The organism is Pseudomonas ulcerans (genome assembly GCF_036324125.1).
GTDB classification, from domain to species: domain Bacteria; phylum Pseudomonadota; class Gammaproteobacteria; order Pseudomonadales; family Pseudomonadaceae; genus Aquipseudomonas; species Aquipseudomonas ulcerans.
This window is the reverse complement of sequence record NZ_JAZDQN010000072.1, coordinates 1-19,899: the sequence shown is the minus strand read 5'-3', so window position 1 is coordinate 19,899 and position 19,899 is coordinate 1. Positions and strand designations below refer to the sequence as shown.

Genomic DNA, 19,899 nt, shown 5'->3' with positions numbered 1-19,899 from the left:
ACACCCCCCCTCCCCCGCGGCGTCGCCCGCACCCCCGGGCTCTCCTACCAACCCACCCCCCCCCCCCGGGGGGCCCCCCCCGCTCCCACAGGGCCTGCGTCGCTCTATGAGATCCGGTCTGCCAGAAAATCAGAACTGCTCGGCCTCGACCCGATCCCGGCCACCCTGCTTGGCCGCATAGACCCCTGAGTCAGCCCGCAACAACAAGGCATCGGCGCCTTCCCCCGGGCGCCAGCCGGCCACGCCGAAGCTCGCGGTAACCCGCCCGACGCCATCCACCGGCACGCTGCGCACCCCCTGCCACAACTCCAGCGCCAGTGAATGAGCCTGTGCGGCATTGCTGCCCGGGCACAGAACCATGAACTCCTCCCCGCCCAGGCGACAGAACACATCGGTACGCCGCAGGCGATGACTGATGCGCTGGCAAAGACTCTGCAGCACCAGATCCCCGACGGCATGGCCGAACTGGTCGTTGATCAGCTTGAAGTGATCGATATCGAGCATGATCACCGCAAGGTCCTGGCCATCGCGCTGCGCCCGCTCCAGCTCGGCCTTGAGCCGTTCCTGGAAATAGCGGCGGTTGTGGATGCCGGTGAGCGAGTCGGTGACCGACAAAGCCCGCAGCTCTTCCTCGACCCGCTTCATGTCGGAAACATCCGTCAGATAGCCATGCCACAGGGTGCCGCCATCCGGCAGCGGCTCCGGCGTCGCCTCGCCGCGCACCCAGCGCAGTCCGGCCTTGGGCAGTTGCACCCGGTATTCTTCGCGCCACGGCGTCAGCTGGTCGGCGGACTCACGGATCGAGAAACGCACCCGCGCCAGGTCATCGGGATGGATGCGTTCGAACACCGTGGTGGCGTCCTGGCGCAGCAGCTCCGGCTCGACTTCGTAGATATCGCGCAAGCCTTCGCTGGAGTAGCTGAAACACGACGTGCCATCGGGATTCAGGCGGAACTGGTAGATACCGCCGGGGACCTGCGCGGTAAGCTTTTCCAGCAGACGATCGCGGGCTTCGAGTGCTTCGTGCACGCGCTTGCGCTCGGTGATGTCGATGCAGATCGCCAGGTGGCCCACCCACAATCCGTATTCATCGAGCACTGCAGTGACCAGCATGTTCGCCGGCAGCAGGCTGCCGTCCTTGCGCCGCAGGGTCCATTCGCCGGGTTCTTCGTCGGCACTAGGCACGCTGTCCGCCAGCATCGCCTGGCTGGCACTGATCTCGCGGCCGAAGCGCAGGCTCATCAGCCGCGCCCGTTGCTGCACTTCCCCGGGCAGCAGCAGGCTTTCCAGGGTCAGCTTGCCCACCGCTTCCTCGCTGGCGTAGCCGAGCATGCGTTCGGCGCCGGCGTTGAAGGTGCTGATCACGCCATGCAGGTCGGTGGCAATGATCGCCACCTGGGTCGCGGCGTCCAGCACACTGCGCAACTGGTTGTGGGTATCGCGCAGGCTTTCCTCGCTGATGCGCAATTCTGCGGTGCGTTGCTCGACCAGGGTCAGGGCACGCTGGCGCTGGCTGAACAGAATGAACAGCAAGGCACTGAGCAACAGGCTGAGCAGACCGCCGACGATGATCACCGAGGCCGCCGAGGAACGGTTGTCGCGGAGAAATTCCTGGCTGGGGAACATGTTCAGCTGATAGGAACGATCAGCCAGGTGCAGGACCTTGTGCACCATCAACGGCGAGTCGGCGATGGCGTTGTCCGACTGGAACAGGGCTTCCGGATTGGCCGCCGACGACAGGTCGAGGATCCGCACCACCAGGTTGTCCTCGTCGGCACGGGGCAGGCCGTCGGCCATCAGCTGACGCATGCTCAACACGGTCATGACATAGCCCTTGGGCTCGCCGCCGGCAGCTTGCGGCGGATACACCGGGGCGACCATCAGCATGCCGCGGGAATAGGCAGGGTCCACGCCCAGCAGGTCGAACGGCGCGGACACCGCCATCGACCCGGGGGCGGCGGCGCGCTGCAGGGCATCACGACGCACCGTCTGCGAAAGCAGGTCGAAGCCCAGCGGCGGCGTCAACTGGTTGAGGGTCTGGCTGAACAGCACCGGGTAATACAGCGGACGCACCTGGGAAGGCTGCAGCACGCCGTCAGCGTCCAGTTCGCGGATGCCGAAGTCACGGCCCAGGGCGGCGCGATTGCGCTGCTCGAAGGCGCCGCGCTCCACACCGGTGATCCGCGGCGCCCAGGAATAGGCCTGGGAACGCTGCAACAGCGGCCGTACGTAACCGTCGAATTCGTCGCGGGTGATTTCCTGGGCATAGACGAAGAAACGCCGCAGGCCGTCCAGACGTTGCATCTGGTCCTGCAGGCGTTCTTCGATCCGGCTGTAACGTTCGTTGGCCAGCAGTTCGAAACGTTGCGCCAGTTGCTGTTGATACAACTTGTACGCCGCAAGGGCGAGCAAGGCGGTCAGCAGACCGCCGACCACCAGGGTGACAAAGGCGACCAGCCAGGCGGACACCTCTTCACTGATGAATCCGAGCATCTTCGGGCGCTGGACAGGCTTCGACATGATAAAGCACTCACGACGCCGGCCAGTGACGGCACTCACGGCTCTCTTCAATAATAGCCAGTAGCCACGACCGAGAAAGCCAGGAATGCGTCATTTATCTCACCGTGCCTGGATGCGCCAGGCGCGGTGGATCTTGCTGTTGCGGGCGAAGTCCGGATCCAGGGTGCTGGCGCTGATCTCCTCGATGGCGTAGCGCTCCTGCAAGTGCTCGTCGAGCTGGAACTTGCGGAAGTTGTTGGAGAAGTACAGCACGCCGCCCGGGGCCAGGCGTGCAACCGCCAGGTCGAGCAGTTGCACATGGTCGCGCTGTACGTCGAACACCCCTTCCATGCGCTTGGAGTTGGAGAAGGTCGGCGGGTCGATGAAGATCAGGTCGAACTGCTCGCGGTTGCTTTCCAGCCAGGCCATCACGTCGCCCTGCTCCAGGCGGTTCTTGTCCGAATAGCCGTTCAGCGACAGATTGCGCCGCGCCCAGTCCAGGTAGGTCTTCGACAGGTCGACGCTGGTGGTGCTGCGCGCGCCGCCCTTGGCCGCGTGCACGCTGGCCGTGGCGGTGTAGCAGAACAGGTTGAGGAAGCGCTTGCCCGCGGCCTCGCGCTGGATGCGCATGCGCATCGGGCGGTGGTCGAGGAACAGACCGGTGTCCAGGTAGTCGGTGAGGTTGACCAGCAGCTTCACGCCGCCTTCGCTGACCTCCATGAACTGCCCCTGGCTGTTCTGCCGCTCGTACTGGCGGGTGCCGCTCTGCCGCTCGCGGCGCTTGACCACCACCTTGCTCTGGTCCACGCCCAGCGCTTGCGGAATCGCGGCCAGGGCATCGAACAGTCGAGCCTGGGCCTTCTCCGGATCGACCGAGCGCGGTGCGGCGTATTCCTGCACGTGCACCCAGCCCTGGTACAGGTCGATGGCCAGGGCGTACTCGGGCATGTCGGCGTCATACAGGCGGTAGCAGGTGATGTGCTCGCGCTTGGCCCACTTGCCCAGTTGCTTGAGGTTCTTCTGCAGGCGGTTGGCGAACATCTGCCCCCCTTCGCTCAGGCGCGCAGGTTCGGCCGCCACGGCCTGGACCGGACGCTCGTCGTCCTGGTTGCGCTCGGCGGAGCGACGCTCGCCGGTGACGAACTGGTCCGGTTGCACCTTGATCAGCAGCAGCTTGCACGGCAGCGCGCCGTTCCAGAAGGCGTATTGCTTGTGGCTGCGGATGCCCATGCGCTTGCCCAGGTCCGGGGCGCCGGTGAACACCGCCGCCTCCCAGCCGAGGCAGGCCTGGCGCAGGCGTTCGCCGAGATTCTGGTAGAGGTAGAGCAGGCTGGCTTCGTCGCCAAGACGCTCGCCGTAGGGCGGGTTGCTGATGACCAGGCCTTTCTGGTTCTGGTCCGGGCGCGGTTCGAAGGTGCCGACTTCGCCCTGGTAGATCTTCACCCAGTCGCTCAGGCCGGCGCGCTCGACGTTGTTGCGCCCCGGCTGGATCAGCCGCGGGTCGGCCTCGTAACCGCGGATCCACAGCGGCGGCCGGGCCAGGCCGGCTTCGGCGCGGGCCTTGGCCTCGTCGTGGACCTTGCGCCACAGCGCCGGTACGTGGCCAAGCCAGGAGGTGAAGCCCCAACGCTCGCGCTTGAGGTTCGGCGCGATGTCGGCAGCGATCATCGCCGCTTCGACGAGGAAGGTACCGACACCGCACATCGGGTCGGCCAGGGCGCCGCCTTCGGCGGCAATGCGCGGCCAGCCGGCGCGGATCAGCACGGCGGCAGCGAGGTTTTCCTTGAGCGGCGCTGCGCCCTGCTGCAGGCGATAGCCGCGCTGGTGCAGGCTGTGCCCGGAGAGGTCGAGGGAGAGGATCGCTTCACCGCGCTCCAGGCGCAGGTGCACGCGCAGGTCGGGGTTGAGCTTGTCGATCGACGGGCGCTCGCCCTGGGCATTGCGCAGCTTGTCGACGATGGCGTCCTTGACCTTGAGGGCGCCGAAGTGGGTGTTGTCGATACCCGAGCCATGGCCGCTGAATTCCACCGCCAGGGTACCGGCGGCGTCCAGGTGTTCGGCCCAGTCGACGTCGTGGACGCCGTCGTAGAGGTCGTCGGCGTTCTTCATCGAGAAGCGCTTGAGCACCAGCAGCACGCGGTTGGCCAGGCGCGACCACAGGCACAGGCGGTAGGCGGTTTCCATGTCGGCCGAGCCGCGCAGCGCCGAGGTGTGCTCGCGCACCTCTTCCAGGCCAAGGCCGCGGGCCTCATCGGCGAGCAGGCCTTCCAGGCCTTTGGGACAGGTGAGGTAAAGTTCGAAACGGTCCGACATGGGTATCCAGCCTTGTAGTGAAGGAGCGAGCGCATCGCCCTTCGAAGTTTGATCGGGTGCCTTCGGCAAGCCCCCGAGTGGCACGACGTCGCGTGCCGGGCCGCCCGCCGAGGACCTTTCGCGGGAGGCAAAAAGGCTTTGATCGTCGGGCAGAATGAAAAATTCTGTTGCTGAAGGGATAAAACGCGACCCTTCGTCGATTTATTTGCACGCGCCGGAAAACGGTCTCGGCGATGGCGTTTTGCTCTACAGGGCGGGCAAATCCTGATGATAGCTGGCTTTACCCGTGCTCCCCTTCCGAAGCAATTTTTTACTTATCCTCTCACCCATGGAAAGGTTACGTGCTTATGACAAATCGTTCGTTCACACGCCCTTTCCTATTGGTTAGAACTCTAATCAGGTCGTGACCGCAACGGTACGACACTTCAGCCCGCGACGCCGGCAGCGGGCGCTACACCGGCAGAACGAATCTGCCCGGCCTCAAACGAGGCCGACGGGACATTACAGTCAACAAATGAGGGCAGTACCCTATGAGAAGACTTAAGCGTGATCCGTTGGAAAGAGCATTTTCACGTGGCTACCAATACGGAGTCACCGGCAAATCCCGCGAGCTTTGCCCCTTCACCCTGCCGTCCGTGCGCCAGGCATGGATCAATGGCTGGCGTGAAGGACGGGGCGACAACTGGGATGGCATGACCGGCACCGCTGGTATCCATAGACTCAACGAAGTTCACGCCGTTGGCTGATCGAGGAGCTTCAACCGAATAACCGTTTCACATGCGCGCCCTATCCGGGCGGCGGGCTTCGGCCCAGGGGGCCCCTTCGTGGGGCCCTTTTTTATGCCCGGGTTTCAGCGGTTCGGCATGGCGGCGATGGCATCCACCGCCTCGCGGATCAGCGCCGGCCCCTTGTAGATGAAGCCGGAGTAGATCTGCACCAGGCTCGCGCCTGCGGCGATTTTCTCGGCGGCATGACGACCCTCGGTGATACCGCCGGCAGCGATGATCGGCATGCGGCCGGCCAGTTCGCCCGCCAGCACCTTGACGGTGTTGGTGCTTTTCTCGCGCACCGGGGCGCCGGACAAACCGCCCGCCTCGTCGGCATGGTTGAGGCCTTCGACGCCTTCGCGGCTGAGGGTAGTGTTGGTGGCGATCACCGCATCCATGCCCGACTCAAGCAGCGCCGAAGCCACCAGCGCGGTTTCTTCGTCGGTCATGTCCGGGGCGATCTTGATGGCCAGCGGCACGCGCTTGCCATGGGCCACGGCCAGTTCCTCGCGGCGCACGGCCAGGGCGTCGAGCAGTTGCTTGAGCGAGTCGCCGAACTGCAGGCTGCGCAGGCCCGGGGTGTTCGGCGAGCTGACGTTGACGGTGATGTAGCTGGCGTGGGTGTAGACCTTGTCCAGGCAGATCAGGTAGTCGTCGACGGCGCGTTCGACCGGGGTGTCGAAGTTCTTGCCGATGTTGATGCCGAGCACGCCCTTGTAGTTGGACGCGCGCACGCGGTTGAGCAGGTTGTCGACGCCGAGGTTGTTGAAGCCCATGCGGTTGATGATCGCCTCGGCTTCCGGCAGGCGGAAGATCCGCGGCTTCGGGTTGCCCGGCTGGGGACGCGGGGTCACGGTACCGATCTCGACGAAACCGAAGCCCAGCTGGCCGAAACCGTCGATGGCCGCGCCGTTCTTGTCCAGGCCCGCGGCCAGGCCCACCGGGTTGGCGAACTCCAGGCCCATGACGGTCACCGGCAGGCGCGCCGGAGCCTTGGTCAACAGTCCGTTGAGGCCCAGACGGCCACCGGCGCCGATCAGGTCGAGCGACAGGTCGTGGGAAGTTTCCGGGGACAGTTTGAACAACAGCTGGCGGGCCAGGTTATACATAGGCGGGCTTGGCTCAGGAGTTTGAAGAGGTGGCGATTATAGCCACGCCGGGTTCGCGGCGACAGGCCCTTGGCATATGCGTTGCTTGATGTCTTGCCACGAGGCCGGCATTTTTCGATGCGCCGGCCACCGCTTTTCTTGCCGGGCGAACGCATTCCGATGACAGACCTTTCCCCTCCCCCCCTGGCCTGGCTGCACGGCAGCGACGCGCCGGAAAAGACCAGCCTGAACATCGGCTTCATGGCCCTCAGCGACTGCGCCCCACTGGTGGTGGCAGCAACCCAGGGCTTCGCCCAGCCCCATGGCCTGACCCTGAACCTCAAGCGGCAGAGCTCCTGGGCCGGGCTGCGCGACGGCCTGCTCAGCGGCGAGCTGGATGCCGCCCACTGCCTGTACGGCCTGGCCTATGCGGTGCACCTGGGAATCGGCGTGGCGGCGACACCGATGGCCGTGCTGATGGGCCTGAACCACAACGGCCAGGCCATCAACCTGTCGCCGGACTTGCAGGCCCTGGGCGTGACCAATGGCGAGGCACTGCAACGGCACGTGCACCAAAGTCGGACAAAACTGACATTCGCCCAGACCTTTCCCACCGGCACCCACGCCATGTGGCTGTATTACTGGCTCGCCAGCCAGGGCATCCATCCCTTGCACGACGTCAACAGCGTGGTGGTGCCCCCCGCACAGATGCTCGCCCACCTGCGGGCCGGGCGCATCGACGGGTTCTGCGTCGGCGAACCCTGGTCGGCGGATGCGGTGAACCAGGGCATGGGCTTCACCCTGGCCACCAGCCAGTCGATCTGGCCGGACCATCCGGAAAAGGTCCTGGCCAGCAATAGCGATTTCGTACAGCAATGCCCGAACAGCGCCCGCGCCCTCGTCGCCTCGGTGCTGGCGGCGAGCCGCTTCATCGAGGCCAGCGCGGAAAACCGCCGCGCCACCGCGCAGTTGCTCAGCGCGGCCAACTACCTCGACGCGCCGCTGGCCGCCATCGAGCCGCGCATGCTGGGCGACTACGAGGATGGCCTGGGCAACCGCTGGCACGATCCCCATGGACTGAGCCTGTTCGAAGATGGCAAGGCCACGGTACCGTACCTGTCCGACGGCATGTGGTTCATGACCCAGTTCCGTCGCTGGGGCCTGCTGCGGGAAGACCCGGACTACCTCGCCGTGGCCCGCCAGGTCCAGCAACTGGGCCTGTACCGCGACGCCGCCACCAGCCTGGGCATCGACTGCCCGCTGGCCGCCATGCGCAGCAGCCGCCTGATCGACGGAACGGTCTGGGATGGCAGCGATCCCCGGGGCTATGCCCACGGGTTTCGCCTGCACGCTTTGTCCGACGCTTGACGGGAGTTGCCCAGATGCTGCGAATCCTGTTGATCGACGACACCGAGAAAAAAGTCGGGCGCCTGCACGCGGCGCTGGTGGAGGCCGGTTTCGAGGTGATCGAAGCCTCGTGCCTGACCATCGACCTGCCGGCGCGCGTCGAAACGGTGCGTCCAGACGTGATCCTGATCGATACCGAGTCACCCGGCCGTGACGTGATGGACCAGGTGGTACTGGTGAGTCGCGATCTGCCGCGGCCAATCGTAATGTTCACCGACGAGCACGACCCCGGGGTGATGCGCCAGGCGATCCAGGCCGGGGTCAGTGCCTATATCGTCGAAGGCATCCATGCCCGGCGCCTGCAGCCGATCCTCGACGTGGCCATGGCCCGTTTCGAGAGCGACCAGGCGCTCAAGGCCCAGCTCCACGCCCGCGACCAGCAGTTGGCGGAGCGCAAGCGCATCGAGCTGGCCAAGGGGCTGCTGATGAAGATGAGGGACTGCGACGAAGAACAGGCCTACACCCTGATGCGCCGGCAGGCCATGAGCAAGCAGCAGAAGCTGATCCAGGTGGCGGAGCAGATCATTGCCATGCATGACCTGTTGGGTTGATTGATTAACCAATGGTTTTTGCACCGACCCTGTGGGAGCGGGTTTACCCGCGATTGCGGCAGTGGTTTCGCCGACGTAATCGCGGGTAAACCCGCTCCCACAGGATCCGCATTGCTGCTCAGCCCCGGGAGCTGGCCCGGCTCTTGCTAAGAATCCTGCGGTAGCCAATGGCGGTTGCCCCGAACCCCATCCGACAAAGACGTCGCTCTCCCCCTCGCACCACGCGAGCCGGGAAGCGGCGTTTTTTTGTTTCAGCCCCTTGAGGTGCTCCATGAATACGAGCTTCTGGAAATCCGGGCATGTCCCGACCCTGTTCGCCGCCTTCCTCTATTTCGACCTGAGCTTCATGGTCTGGTACCTGCTCGGCCCGCTGGCGGTGCAGATCGCCGCCGACCTGCAACTGACCACCCAGCAGCGCGGGCTGATGGTGGCGACGCCGATCCTCGCCGGTGCGGTGCTGCGCTTCATCATGGGCATCCTGGTCGACAAGCTGTCGCCGAAGACCGCCGGGCTGATTGGCCAGGTCATCGTGATCGTCGCCCTGTTCAGCGCCTGGAAGCTGGGGGTCAACAGCTACGAGCAGGCGCTGTTGCTCGGGGTATTCCTCGGCGTGGCCGGTGCCTCGTTCGCCGTGTCCCTGCCGCTGGCCTCGCAATGGTATCCACCGCAGCACCAGGGCAAGGCCATGGGCATCGCCGGCGCCGGCAACTCCGGCACTGTGTTCGCCGCCCTGCTCGCCCCGGTGCTGGCCGCCGCGTACGGCTGGAACAATGTCTTCGGCCTCGCCGTACTGCCGCTGCTGTTGACGCTGGCGCTGTTCGCCCTGCTCGCCCGCAATGCCCCGCAACGCCCGAAGCCCAAGGCCATGGCCGACTACCTCAAGGCCCTCGGTGACCGCGACAGCTGGTGGTTCATGTTCTTCTACAGCGTCACCTTCGGCGGCTTCATCGGCCTGGCCAGCGCCCTGCCCGGCTATTTCAACGACCAGTACGGCCTGGACCCGGTCAAGGCCGGCTACTACACCGCCGCCTGCGTCTTCGCCGGCAGCCTGATGCGCCCGCTGGGCGGCGCCCTGGCCGACCGCTTCGGCGGCATCCGCACCCTGCTGGCGATGTACAGCGTGGCGGCGATCTGCATCGCCGCCGTGGGCTTCAACCTGCCCAGTTCGGTGGCGGCGCTGGGGCTGTTCGTCAGCGCCATGCTCGGCCTCGGTGCCGGCAATGGCGCGGTGTTCCAGCTGGTGCCGCAGCGCTTCCGCCAGGAAATCGGGGTGATGACCGGCCTGATCGGCATGGCCGGCGGCATCGGTGGCTTCCTGCTGGCCGCGGGCCTGGGCACCATCAAGCAATACAGCGGCGACTACCAGCTGGGGCTGTGGCTGTTCGCCAGTCTCGGCGTGCTGGCATGGTTCGGCCTGCACGGCGTCAAGCGTCGCTGGCGCACCACCTGGGGCTCGGCAGCCGTGACCGCGGCGCGAGTCTGATGCCCCTGCGCCTGAGCTTTGCCCAGGCCAGCGCCTGCGGCCCGCGGGAGGAAAACCAGGACGCCACGCGCCTGGTCACCCCGGCGGCGGAACTGGCGGCGAGCAAAGGCTATCTGTTCGCCCTCGCCGACGGCGTCAGCCAGTGCGCCGACGGCGGCCTGGCCGCGCGGGCCAGCCTGCAGGCGCTGGCCATGGACTACTACGCCACGCCGCCGACCTGGGGCGTGGCCCAGGCCCTGGATCGCCTGCTGCTGGCGCAGAACCGCTGGCTACGCGCCAATGGCGGCGGCCAGCCGCTGCTGACCACCCTCAGCGCGCTGGTGCTGCGCGGCCAGCGCTTCACCCTGGCGCATGTCGGTGATTGCCGGGCCTATCGCTGGCACGACGGCAGCTTGCAGCGCATCAGCCAGGACCATGTCTGGGACCAACCCGGCATGCAGCACGTGCTCAAGCGCGCCCTCGGCCTGGACGAGCATGTGCTGGTGGACTATCTGGAAGGCGAGCTGCGCCGGGAAGAAGTGTTCGTCCTGCTCAGCGACGGCGTCTGGTGCGTGCTCGGCGAGCAGCAGATCGGCGGCGTGCTGCGCGACGCCACCGATCTCGAAGACGCCGGCGCGACCCTGGTCCGCATGGCCCACCTGGCCGGCAGCCAGGACAACGCCAGCGCGGTGCTGGTGCGGGTCGAGGAACCGGGGGCGGCCAGTCTCGGCGACACCCTGGCGCAATTGCGCCAATGGCCCCTGCCGCCGCCCCTGCGTGCGGGCCAGGCGTTCGAGGGTTGGCAGGTGGAAGCCCTGCTCGGCCACAGCCAGCAATCCCTGCGCTATCGAGTGCGTGATCGCGAGCAGCAGGCCTGGCTGTTGAAAACCCTGCCTCCCGGACGGGAACAGGACGGCGCCGCGCAACAGCAACTGCTGATGGAGGAATGGTTCCTGCGCCGGGTGGCCGGGCGCTGTTTTCCGGAAGTCCACCCGGGCAGCCAGCGCCAGCACCTGTACTACCTGATGCGCGAATACCCGGGTGTGACCCTGGCGGAGCATTTCGCCCGCCAAGGCCCGCTGTCGCTGCCGCAATGGCTGGATATCGCCCGGCAAAGCCTGCGCGCCGTGGGCATGCTGCACCGGCGCAATATCCTGCACCGCGATATCAAGCCGGAAAACCTCCATCTGGATCACGACGGCCAGCTGCGCCTGCTGGACTTCGGCCTCGCCTACTGCCCCGGCCTCTCCGAAGACCGCGCCCATGAACTGCCCGGCACCCCTTCGTTCATCGCCCCGGAAGCCTTCCAGGGCGAGCCGCCTGCGCCACGGCAGGATCTCTACGCACTGGGCGTCACGCTGTTCTGGCTGCTGACCGGGGAGTATCCCTATGGCGAGATCGAAGCCTTCCAGCGCCCGCGCTTCGGCAGCCCGGCCAGCGTCGCCCGGCTGCGCCCGGACGTGCCGGAATGGCTGGAGCGCAACCTGGCCCAGGCGGTAGCGCGCGACGCAAACGAGCGTTTCGAGACCGCCGAGCAATGGCTGTTGCTGCTGGAACAGGGCGAGCACCAGCCACTGGCGCTACGTCCGCGCCCACTGCTGGAACGCGAGCCGCTGAAGGTCTGGCGCGGCCTTGCCCTGCTCTCGCTGCTGCTCAACCTGCTCCTGCTGATCGTGCTGCTCAAGGGTTGAAAGGCAAATCGCAGGCAAAGAAAAGCCCGGCCGAAGCCGGGCTTTTCAGTAGCGCTCAGACCAATTACTTGGCTTGGGCTTCTACTTGAGCTTCAACGCGACGGTTGACAGCGCGACCAGCTTCGGTGGCGTTGTCGGCAACCGGACGGGACTCACCGTAGCCAACCGACTGAACGCGGCTCGACTCAACACCGTACTGCTGGGTCAGGACCTGCTTGACAGCAGCGGCGCGACGCTCGGACAGCTTCTGGTTGTAAGCGTCGGTACCGACGGAGTCGGTGTGACCTTCAACGGTGGTGCTGGTGGATGGGTACTGCTTCATGAAGTCAGCCAGGTTCTTGATGTCGCCGTAGCTGTTTGGCTTGACGACCGACTTGTCGAAGTCGAACTTGACGTCCAGCTCAACGCGAACGACTTCGGCAACAGCCGGGCAGCCATCAGCGTCAACGGTAACGTTGGCTGGGGTGTCTGGGCACTTGTCGACGTTGTCGCAGACGCCGTCGTTGTCGCTGTCGGAGCAGACTTCAGCAACTGGAGCTGGCGCTGGAGCAGGAGCAGCCTTGGAGCCGCCACCGAAGTTCAGGCCGATACCGACGCTAGGAGCCCACTCGGTGTCGCCCTGGTCGATGTTGTACTGGGCTTCAACGCCGGCACGGGCGTAGAAGTTGTCGGTGAAGTACAGCTTGGCACCAGCGCCCAGGTTGGCGAAGGTGGAGCCGTTACGACCGCCACGGCCGGTCTGGCCGATGCTCTGGTCGGAGAAACCGGCCGAGACGTAAGGACGGACCAGGTCGCCTGGGTTGTTGAAGTGGTACAGAGCGTCCAGGGCGGTGTTCGAGCCCTTGATGTTCTTGCCATCTTCGCCACGAGCGTTGTGAACTTCGTCGTAGCCCAGACGCAGTTCGACGTCGTCGGTCAGGAAGTAACCGATCGAGCCACCGAACAGGTTGCCGTCGTTTTTGAAGTCGCGCTGACTGTCGAAGTATTCTTTCTTGTAGAAGCCTTCAACCTCAACCGCGCCTTGGCCTTGTGCCAGAGCGCCGAAAGAAGTTGCGGCAACAAGAGAACCAATGGCCAAGCCCAAGGTGTTTTTCAATTTCATCCGTTAAATCCCCATCTGGTGATTGTTAAGCAGTCCCCAAAGCTTTTCTGGGGGACAACTCGTCGGCAAGTCTAGCAGAACTCACCGGTTGGTTAGAGAACTTTCCGACAGACTAAGTTTCGATCTGACCGGAAAATTTCTCGCGCAGCTTGTCTAGCGCACGCTTGTAGCGCATTTTCGTTGCACTCAAGCCCATATGCATGATGTCGGCAATTTCCTGAAATTCCAGTTCTGCGACAAATCGTAGCACCAGGATTTCACGGTCGATGGGGTTCACATGAACCAGCCATCTGTCCAGCCCGCCTTTCTCTTCCGGCTTCGGCGCCTTCTCTTCAGAAGCCTCCTCGACAGGGTCGAGACTCAGGGCGTCCATCAACCGACGCTTGCGTCGCTCCTTGCGGTACTGGGTGATGCACTCGTTGTAGGTGATGCTGTAGAGCCAGGTCTTGAACTTGGATTTGCCCTCGAAGTTCTTCAGACCGTAGAGCACCTTCAACATCACCTCCTGACAGACATCGTCAGCATCGCGATCGTTCCCCAGATAACGTGCACAGACATTGAAAAGGGTGCGCTGATAGCGCCGCATGAGTTCTTCATAGGCGCGAGTGACATGAAACAGCTCCTCATGCGAACGCGCCACCAACTCCTCATCGGTGAGTTCGCGGGGGTCGTAACGCATGGGCAGCGAGGTGACTTTATTCAAAACAAATCAGGCCGGCAGTCAGGTATTCGTCGCCGCCCGCCCGGAGGGGGCGTTTTTGCGGCGGCATACATTAGCAGGATTTGCCCGGTCAGCGGCTACTGACCCGCTGCTCCAGCAGGGTGCGATTGGACAGCGACACCAGGTCGCCCTCGTCGGTCAGCACCATGGTCTTGACCGTGCCGATCTCTTCGATCTGGCCTTCGATGTCGCCAATCCGCACTTCCTGGCCCACCTGGTACAGCTCGCGCACATAGATCCCGGCAATGATCTGCCCGGCGATTTCCCGGCTGCCGAGGCCCATGGCCAGGGCGATGGCCAGACCAACGGTAATCAGTCCGATGACGATCACATGGTTGAGCAGGTCGGTCTTGATTTCGAGCTGGCTGATGGCCACCGAGATGCTGATGATGATCACCAGGCCCTGTACGATACGGCCGACGCCGGCGGCATATTCCAGGCCAATGCCCTCGGCGGCGCCGCGGGTCAGGCCATTGGCGACCTGGGCCAGCAGTACGCCCGCCAGCAGCACCAGCGCTGCACCGAACACCTTCGGCAGGTACAGGGCGAGCATGTCGAGGGTCGCCGATACCCGCTCAAGGCCGAGGGATTCGGCGGCGGAAACGAGGAACACCAGCAGGACGAACCAGTAGACGATCTTGCCGATCAGCGTGGAGATCGGCACCTGGATGCCGACGCGGCTGAGCATCTTGGTCAGGCCGGTACCGGCCATCAGGCGGTCGAGGCCGAATTTGGCCAGCAGCTTGGACAACAGGGTGTCCAGCAGCTTGGCGACGACGAAGCCGAGCAGCACCAGGACCAGCGCCACGAACAGGTTCGGGATGAAGTTCGCGACTTTGGTCCACAACGCGGTCATCGCGGTGACCATGCTCTGGGTCCAGAGATCAAGTTCCATATTCAATCGGCCTTATCAGCTTTGGAAGCGTTGCGGCGAACCGGCGCAACATGCGCCGAGCCATTGTTGAGGGCGATCATCAGCGCCTGGCCCCAACGGCCAAGCAGACTGAACAGATCGCTGGCGCCGACCTGGCGGTTGGCGGTTTTCAGGACACGCCCGAGGGCCGCGTCGTCGTCACGGTCCTGGCCGGACGGGGACGCGTTGAGCATGTCTCGCAGGGATTGTTCAAACGGATCGTGCATGGGCACCTCGCGCAATGTCTGTCAAAGACGAGACGCTCGTCCCATGGGTCACATGAACAATTCGCACAAGGCGTTGGCTGCACGTGATCAGTGTAGGAGCGGGTTTACCCGCGATTGCGGTAGTGGCCTCACCATCGTCATCGCGGGTAAACCCGCTCCTACAAGGCCTGCGGTGTGTTTTTATCGGCATGGGGTCAGACCCACCGCAACCGGCGGAACAGCCACCATTGCCCCAACGCCAGGCCCAGCACCAGCAAACTGGCATAGAGGAAACCAAGCGGACTGTCGGAGCCCGGAATCCCGCCAACGTTGATCCCCAGCAACCCGGTGACAAAACTCATCGGCAGGAAGATGCAGGTAATGATGCCGAACCGGTACATGGTCCGGTTCATTCGCTCGTTGAGACGGCGATCCTCGCTTTCCAGCACCAGCGCCACCCGCTCACGGGTCAGCTCCAGCTCTTCGAGATAGCGGATCAGGCTGTTGTTCAGCTCGTTCCAGTAGTCCGCGTCGTCCTCGCAGAACCACGGCCACTTGTTGCGCGCCAACTGTGCATAGATTTCCCGCTGCGGCGCGAGGAACCGGCGCAACCCGGCCGCACGACGGCGCATCTGCTGCAGCGCACCATGCTCCGGGGTGTAGCGCTCGTCGGCTTCGAGTTTTTCTTCCTCGTCGTCCACCAACTCGGACAGGTCGCTGACCACCGCCTGCACCTTGTCCGTCAGCAATTGCGCCAGGCCCAACAGCAACTCCGACGCAGTACGCGGGCCACGGCCCTCGTCCAGTTGCTGGAGCAATTCGTCGGTGGCGCGCAAGGGCCGCAGGCGCAGGGAAATCACCCGTTGCGCCTCGGCGAAGATACGCACCGACACCATGTCTTCCGGCTCGGCACCGGGATTCAGGTTGATCCCGCGCAGGAACAGCAACATCTGCGCATCCGGCAACGGCAGCATGCGCGGACGAGTGTTCTCTTCCAGCAACAGGTCACAGGAGAATTCATTGAGACCGCTGTCCTGGCGCAGCCAGGTCTGGGTCTGGGGATGGCCACGGTCCCAGTGCAGCCAGAGGCTTTCCTCCGGCTGCAGGACCAGGGCATCGAGTTCAGTCCGAGCGACAGGACGCGCACCGCCATTGCCATCAAGCACCAGGGCATGCACCAGCCCCCACTGCGCGTTGTCTTCCTCGAACATCCTCACTCCATCGTCCGTTTTTTCGAATTACTCGGGCATCTTCAGCGGGCTTGGCGAGATGATCACGCCATTGTTGTCCGCATAGACGTACTGCCCAGGGTGGAAGGTGACGCCAGCAAAGGTCACCGCGACGTTGAGGTCGCCGATGCCACGCTTGTCGGTCTTCATCGGGTGGCTGGCCAGGGCCTGCACGCCGACGTCGGTCTGCACCAGGACATCGACGTCACGCACGCAACCATAGATCACCAGGCCTTCCCAGCCATTCTTCGCCGCTTTCTCGGCGAGCATGTCACCCAGCAGCGCGCGACGCAGCGAACCGCCGCCGTCGACCACCAGGACCTTGCCCTTGCCGTCGAGCTCGACCTGCTCCTTGACCAGCGAGTTGTCCTCGAAGCACTTGATGGTGACGATTTCGCCGCCAAACGAATCACGACCGCCGAAGTTGCTGAACATCGGCTCCAGCACCTGCACCAGTTCAGGGTAGGCGTCGCACAGATCGGGCGTAACGTAATGCATGGGAAACTCCTGTCAGACCAAGAAAAGGGATGTCGGAATTCACAATCACTGAAACAGACGAAACCTGGCAATACGGCTTTAGACCAGACTCAGGCTACACGTCGATGCCAATGCGGTCACCCTCATAGGCCAGCTTGAACAGGTTCAGCCCCGCACACCCCGGCTGCAGCGCCCTTCCCGAGGACAGGCTGAAGGCCAGGCCGTGCCGGGGGCAACGCAACACGTCGCCCTCCAGCGTAGCCACCGCCAGCGGTGCGCCCTGGTGCGGACAGCGGTCCTCGATCAGCACCGGCCGGTTGTCCACCACCAGAAGCAACAAGGCCTGACCGTTGACCCGGAAGGTCTTGCGGTAGCCTTCCTGCAGATTGATCAGGCGCTCAAGGGCAACGAACATGGCAAGGGCTCAGCAACAGGAAATGACCAGAACTCCGAAAAACGTCACATCTTAGCCGCTAACCGGTTCTGGCGAAACGTCCGACGCCGCCGGTCGCTCCACCAGCGCCAACGGATCCCGCAGCCAGCGCTCCACCAGCGGCCAGACCTGAGTCTGCGCGGGCTTGCTGACCAGCATATCCACATGGCCGAAGTTGTCGAATCCGTCTTGCACACCGAGCTTCAGGAAGCGCTTGTCGTCACTGCCGATCTGCTCGTACAGCTTGCGGCAGGCCCACGCCGGATCCTGGAAGTCCCCGGCACCGGCGACACACAACACCGGCACCCGCACCTCGGCCAGGCCGGCCCACCAATCACGCTCCTTGTCGCCGAACCGCCCGAACAGGCCGAACCAGCGCATGCTTTCGATGGCCAGGCCGATCGGCTCGTCTTCCGGGCCGCGCTTGAGCCGCGAGCCGGAGATATGCGGGAAGCGCTTGAGCAGCAGGCGGCTGCCCCACTCCAGCGGCGGGATCTTCAGCGGCCAGTAGGTGCGGCTGACCTGGGTGCCGAAGAACGCCGCGCTGGCCATCAGCGTCTCGTCCAGGTAGCGCCCGCCCAGCGCTGCCGCCAGGGTCGTGCCGCCGAGGGAATGGCCGATCCAGTGCGCCGGCTGGCCGGTCTGCTCGTGGATGAAGGCGGCGATGGCCGGCAGGTCGTAACCGGCATAGTCGGCGACGCGGTTGCCGGAATAGTTGCGATTGCGCGGCGACAAGCCATGGCCGCGCATTTCCGGGATCCACACATCGAAGCCGGCCCGCGCCAGATGGGCGCCGAGGCCGACGCCCTTGGGCGAGAACCAGAAACGGCGATTGGAGAAGCTGCCGTGCAGAAGGATCACCGGCACGCCCCGGGCCGCTTCCTGATCGGCCAGGCCAAGGCGGGTCAGCGCCAGCTCGACGCTCGGGTCGGGGCTGTTGCCGGCCTTCAGGCGGTAGACGTCCTCGCTCAGGTCACCACAACGTTCGGCCCTGAGCAGGGCGACAGGAAATAGGTTGCTGCTGCTTTGCATAGGTTTCTTGTACGAAAAAGGGCGCGTCCACTCATTGGACACGCCCTGGATAAAAGCGTCGCGACGTTCGCCGCCCGGGGACGACGAACGTCGCGTGTCTAGCGGATCAGGCCGCGCCCTGGCCTTCTGCCAGGAAGAACCAGGTCTCCAGCACGGAGTCAGGGTTCAGCGAAACGCTTTCGATGCCCTGCTCCATCAGCCATTTGGCCAGGTCCGGATGGTCCGAAGGCCCCTGGCCGCAGATGCCGATGTACTTGCCGGCCTTGTTGCACGCGGCAATGGCGTTGGCCAGCAGCTTCTTCACCGCAGGATTTCGCTCGTCGAACAGGTGGGCGATGATCCCGGAGTCGCGGTCCAGGCCCAGGGTCAGTTGGGTCAGGTCGTTGGAACCGATGGAGAAGCCGTCGAAGTACTCGAGGAACTCTTCGGCGAGGATGGCGTTGGACGGCAGCTCGCACATCATGATCACGCGCAGGCCGTTGTCGCCACGGGCCAGGCCGTTTTCGGCGAGCAGGTCGACGACCTGGCTGGCCTCGCCCAGGGTGCGCACGAACGGCACCATGATCTCGACGTTGGTCAGGCCCATCTCGTTGCGCACGCGCTTGAGCGCGCGGCATTCCAGCTCGAAGCAGTCACGGAACGACTCGCTGATGTAGCGCGACGCACCGCGGAAGCCCAGCATCGGGTTCTCTTCTTCCGGCTCGTACAGCTTGCCGCCTATCAGGTTGGCGTATTCGTTGGACTTGAAGTCCGACAGACGCACGATCACCTTCTTCGGCCAGAACGCCGCCGCCAGGGTGCTGATGCCCTCGACCAGTTTCTCGACATAGAAGCCGACCGGGTCGTTGTAGCCGGCGATGCGCTTGTCGACGCTGTCCTTCAGCTCTTGCGGCAGGCCCGCGTAGTTCAGCAGTGCCTTGGGGTGCACGCCGATCATGCGGTTGATGATGAATTCCAGGCGGGCCAGGCCCACACCGGCGTTCGGCAGCTGGGCGAAGTCGAAGGCGCGGTCCGGGTTGCCGACGTTCATCATGATCTTGAACGGCAGGTCCGGCATGGCGTCGACCGAGTTCTGCTTGACGTCGAAGCCCAGCTCGCCCTCGAAGATGAAACCGGTATCGCCCTCGGCGCAGGACACGGTCACGCCCTGGCCATCCTTCAGCACCTGGGTGGCGTTGCCGCAACCGACAACGGCCGGAATGCCCAGCTCACGAGCGATGATCGCCGCGTGGCAGGTACGCCCGCCGCGGTTGGTGACGATGGCGCTGGCGCGCTTCATTACCGGTTCCCAGTCCGGGTCGGTCATGTCGGAGACCAGCACGTCGCCTGGCTGGACCTTGTCCATTTCCGATACGTCGTGGATCACCCGGACCTTGCCGGCACCGATGCGCTGGCCGATGGCACGGCCTTCAACCAGCACGGTGCCCTTTTCTTTCAGCAGGTAGCGTTCCATCACGTTGGCGCTGGAACGGCTCTTCACGGTCTCAGGGCGGGCCTGGACGATGTACAGCTGGCCGTCGTCGCCGTCTTTGGCCCACTCGATGTCCATCGGACGCTGGTAGTGCTTCTCGATGATCATGGCCTGCTTGGCCAGCTCGCTGACTTCGGCGTCGGTCAGGCAGAAACGGGCGCGGTCGGCCTTGTCGACATCGACGGTCTTCACCGAACGACCGGCCTTGGCTTCCTCGCCGTAGACCATCTTGATCGCCTTGCTGCCCAGGTTGCGGCGCAGGATGGCCGGGCGGCCGGCTTCGAGGGTGTTCTTGTGGACGTAGAACTCGTCCGGGTTGACCGCGCCTTGCACGACGGTTTCACCCAGGCCGTAGGCGCCGGTGATGAAGACCACGTCGCGGAAGCCCGATTCGGTGTCGAGGGTGAACATCACGCCGGCCGTTCCGGTTTCCGAACGGACCATGCGCTGCACGCCGGCGGACAGGGCCACCAGCTTGTGGTCGAAGCCCTGGTGCACGCGGTAGGAAATGGCGCGGTCGTTGAACAGCGAGGCGAA

The 19,899-nt window shown here is 64.5% G+C and carries 17 protein-coding genes; 5 read left to right on the top strand and 12 right to left on the bottom strand.

Annotated features, from left to right (window positions below; translation table 11 throughout):
• Positions 1–129: 129 nt before the first annotated feature.
• Together V0R59_RS30660 and rlmKL are read right to left on the bottom strand one after the other, a co-directional pair.
• Positions 130–2,520: a sensor domain-containing diguanylate cyclase gene (locus V0R59_RS30660; RefSeq protein WP_330078393.1), complete on the bottom strand. Its 2,391-nt coding sequence runs from the start codon at positions 2,518–2,520 to the stop codon at positions 130–132.
• A 99-nt stretch (positions 2,521–2,619) separates the two neighbouring features.
• A complete protein-coding gene (gene rlmKL / locus V0R59_RS30655) occupies positions 2,620–4,812 on the bottom strand; it encodes a bifunctional 23S rRNA (guanine(2069)-N(7))-methyltransferase RlmK/23S rRNA (guanine(2445)-N(2))-methyltransferase RlmL (protein ID WP_330078394.1) in 2,193 nt (730 codons plus the stop codon).
• 530 nt (positions 4,813–5,342) lie between these two features.
• On the opposite strand from rlmKL, the gene rmf reads away from it, so the two are divergent.
• Positions 5,343–5,558 (top strand): ribosome modulation factor, encoded by a 216-nt coding sequence (gene rmf, locus V0R59_RS30650; RefSeq protein WP_009404525.1) that lies wholly within the window; start codon positions 5,343–5,345, stop codon positions 5,556–5,558.
• Between the two features lie 104 nt (positions 5,559–5,662).
• Here rmf and V0R59_RS30645 read toward each other — a convergent pair whose 3' ends face one another.
• A complete protein-coding gene (locus V0R59_RS30645; RefSeq protein WP_330078395.1) occupies positions 5,663–6,688 on the bottom strand; it encodes a quinone-dependent dihydroorotate dehydrogenase in 1,026 nt (341 codons plus the stop codon).
• Positions 6,689–6,847: 159 nt separating this feature from the next.
• Here V0R59_RS30645 and V0R59_RS30640 point away from each other — a divergent pair, with 159 nt between their 5' ends.
• The 4 genes from V0R59_RS30640 (at position 6,848) to V0R59_RS30625 (ending at position 11,778) form a co-directional block, all read left to right on the top strand.
• Entirely contained in the window at positions 6,848–8,035 is a 1,188-nt protein-coding gene (locus V0R59_RS30640) for a CmpA/NrtA family ABC transporter substrate-binding protein (protein ID WP_330078396.1), read from the top strand.
• Between the two features lie 14 nt (positions 8,036–8,049).
• Positions 8,050–8,625 (top strand): ANTAR domain-containing response regulator, encoded by a 576-nt coding sequence (locus V0R59_RS30635; RefSeq protein WP_330078397.1) that lies wholly within the window; start codon positions 8,050–8,052, stop codon positions 8,623–8,625.
• Between the two features lie 271 nt (positions 8,626–8,896).
• Complete coding sequence (locus V0R59_RS30630; RefSeq protein WP_330078125.1) at positions 8,897–10,108, top strand: nitrate/nitrite transporter; 1,212 nt, start codon at positions 8,897–8,899, stop codon at positions 10,106–10,108.
• Positions 10,108–11,778, top strand: coding sequence for a bifunctional protein-serine/threonine kinase/phosphatase (locus V0R59_RS30625; protein ID WP_330078124.1), 1,671 nt, complete (start codon positions 10,108–10,110; stop codon positions 11,776–11,778). Before V0R59_RS30630 ends, V0R59_RS30625 begins: the two co-directional genes overlap by 1 nt.
• Positions 11,779–11,842: 64 nt before the next feature.
• On the opposite strand, the gene V0R59_RS30620 is transcribed toward V0R59_RS30625, so the two are convergent.
• The 9 genes from V0R59_RS30620 to ppsA form a co-directional block, all read right to left on the bottom strand.
• On the bottom strand, positions 11,843–12,880 hold the full coding sequence (locus tag V0R59_RS30620; RefSeq protein WP_330078123.1) for an OmpA family protein: 1,038 nt from the start codon (positions 12,878–12,880) through the stop codon (positions 11,843–11,845).
• A 112-nt stretch (positions 12,881–12,992) separates the two neighbouring features.
• A complete protein-coding gene (gene sigX, locus V0R59_RS30615; RefSeq protein WP_446033245.1) occupies positions 12,993–13,559 on the bottom strand; it encodes an RNA polymerase sigma factor SigX in 567 nt (188 codons plus the stop codon).
• Positions 13,560–13,671: 112 nt separating this feature from the next.
• Positions 13,672–14,496 carry a mechanosensitive ion channel family protein gene (locus V0R59_RS30610; protein WP_330078121.1) on the bottom strand — a complete coding sequence of 275 codons (825 nt, stop codon included), beginning with the start codon at positions 14,494–14,496 and terminating at the stop codon, positions 13,672–13,674.
• Between the two features lie 2 nt (positions 14,497–14,498).
• Positions 14,499–14,741: a CrfX protein gene (locus V0R59_RS30605; RefSeq protein ID WP_330078120.1), complete on the bottom strand. Its 243-nt coding sequence runs from the start codon at positions 14,739–14,741 to the stop codon at positions 14,499–14,501.
• A gap of 194 nt (positions 14,742–14,935) precedes the next feature.
• The gene (locus tag V0R59_RS30600) at positions 14,936–15,931 is read right to left on the bottom strand and encodes a zinc transporter ZntB (RefSeq protein ID WP_330078119.1); all 996 of its coding nucleotides are present in this window, start codon (positions 15,929–15,931) and stop codon (positions 14,936–14,938) included.
• A gap of 27 nt (positions 15,932–15,958) precedes the next feature.
• Positions 15,959–16,447: a ribonuclease E activity regulator RraA gene (gene rraA, locus V0R59_RS30595; protein WP_075806019.1), complete on the bottom strand. Its 489-nt coding sequence runs from the start codon at positions 16,445–16,447 to the stop codon at positions 15,959–15,961.
• Between the two features lie 94 nt (positions 16,448–16,541).
• Positions 16,542–16,841 (bottom strand): Rieske (2Fe-2S) protein, encoded by a 300-nt coding sequence (locus tag V0R59_RS30590; protein WP_330078118.1) that lies wholly within the window; start codon positions 16,839–16,841, stop codon positions 16,542–16,544.
• A 51-nt stretch (positions 16,842–16,892) separates the two neighbouring features.
• Complete coding sequence (locus tag V0R59_RS30585; RefSeq protein ID WP_330078117.1) at positions 16,893–17,891, bottom strand: alpha/beta fold hydrolase; 999 nt, start codon at positions 17,889–17,891, stop codon at positions 16,893–16,895.
• 106 nt (positions 17,892–17,997) lie between these two features.
• Positions 17,998–19,899, bottom strand: a 1,902-nt coding sequence (ppsA, locus tag V0R59_RS30580) for a phosphoenolpyruvate synthase (protein WP_330105856.1), incomplete at its 5' end; no start/stop codon positions are given.

Bases quoted from the DNA above. Each gene is read 5' to 3' on its own strand.
- V0R59_RS30660 (WP_330078393.1), bottom strand. From the start codon at position 2,520: ATGTCGAAGCCTGTCCAGCGCCCGAAGATGCTCGGATTCATCAGTGAA.
- rlmKL (WP_330078394.1), bottom strand. From the start codon at position 4,812: ATGTCGGACCGTTTCGAACTTTACCTCACCTGTCCCAAAGGCCTGGAA.
- rmf (WP_009404525.1), top strand. From the start codon at position 5,343: ATGAGAAGACTTAAGCGTGATCCGTTGGAAAGAGCATTTTCACGTGGC.
- V0R59_RS30645 (WP_330078395.1), bottom strand. From the start codon at position 6,688: ATGTATAACCTGGCCCGCCAGCTGTTGTTCAAACTGTCCCCGGAAACT.
- V0R59_RS30640 (WP_330078396.1), top strand. From the start codon at position 6,848: ATGACAGACCTTTCCCCTCCCCCCCTGGCCTGGCTGCACGGCAGCGAC.
- V0R59_RS30635 (WP_330078397.1), top strand. From the start codon at position 8,050: ATGCTGCGAATCCTGTTGATCGACGACACCGAGAAAAAAGTCGGGCGC.
- V0R59_RS30630 (WP_330078125.1), top strand. From the start codon at position 8,897: ATGAATACGAGCTTCTGGAAATCCGGGCATGTCCCGACCCTGTTCGCC.
- V0R59_RS30625 (WP_330078124.1), top strand. From the start codon at position 10,108: ATGCCCCTGCGCCTGAGCTTTGCCCAGGCCAGCGCCTGCGGCCCGCGG.
- V0R59_RS30620 (WP_330078123.1), bottom strand. From the start codon at position 12,880: ATGAAATTGAAAAACACCTTGGGCTTGGCCATTGGTTCTCTTGTTGCC.
- sigX (WP_446033245.1), bottom strand. From the start codon at position 13,559: ATGCGTTACGACCCCCGCGAACTCACCGATGAGGAGTTGGTGGCGCGT.
- V0R59_RS30610 (WP_330078121.1), bottom strand. From the start codon at position 14,496: ATGGAACTTGATCTCTGGACCCAGAGCATGGTCACCGCGATGACCGCG.
- V0R59_RS30605 (WP_330078120.1), bottom strand. From the start codon at position 14,741: ATGCACGATCCGTTTGAACAATCCCTGCGAGACATGCTCAACGCGTCC.
- V0R59_RS30600 (WP_330078119.1), bottom strand. From the start codon at position 15,931: ATGTTCGAGGAAGACAACGCGCAGTGGGGGCTGGTGCATGCCCTGGTG.
- rraA (WP_075806019.1), bottom strand. From the start codon at position 16,447: ATGCATTACGTTACGCCCGATCTGTGCGACGCCTACCCTGAACTGGTG.
- V0R59_RS30590 (WP_330078118.1), bottom strand. From the start codon at position 16,841: ATGTTCGTTGCCCTTGAGCGCCTGATCAATCTGCAGGAAGGCTACCGC.
- V0R59_RS30585 (WP_330078117.1), bottom strand. From the start codon at position 17,891: ATGCAAAGCAGCAGCAACCTATTTCCTGTCGCCCTGCTCAGGGCCGAA.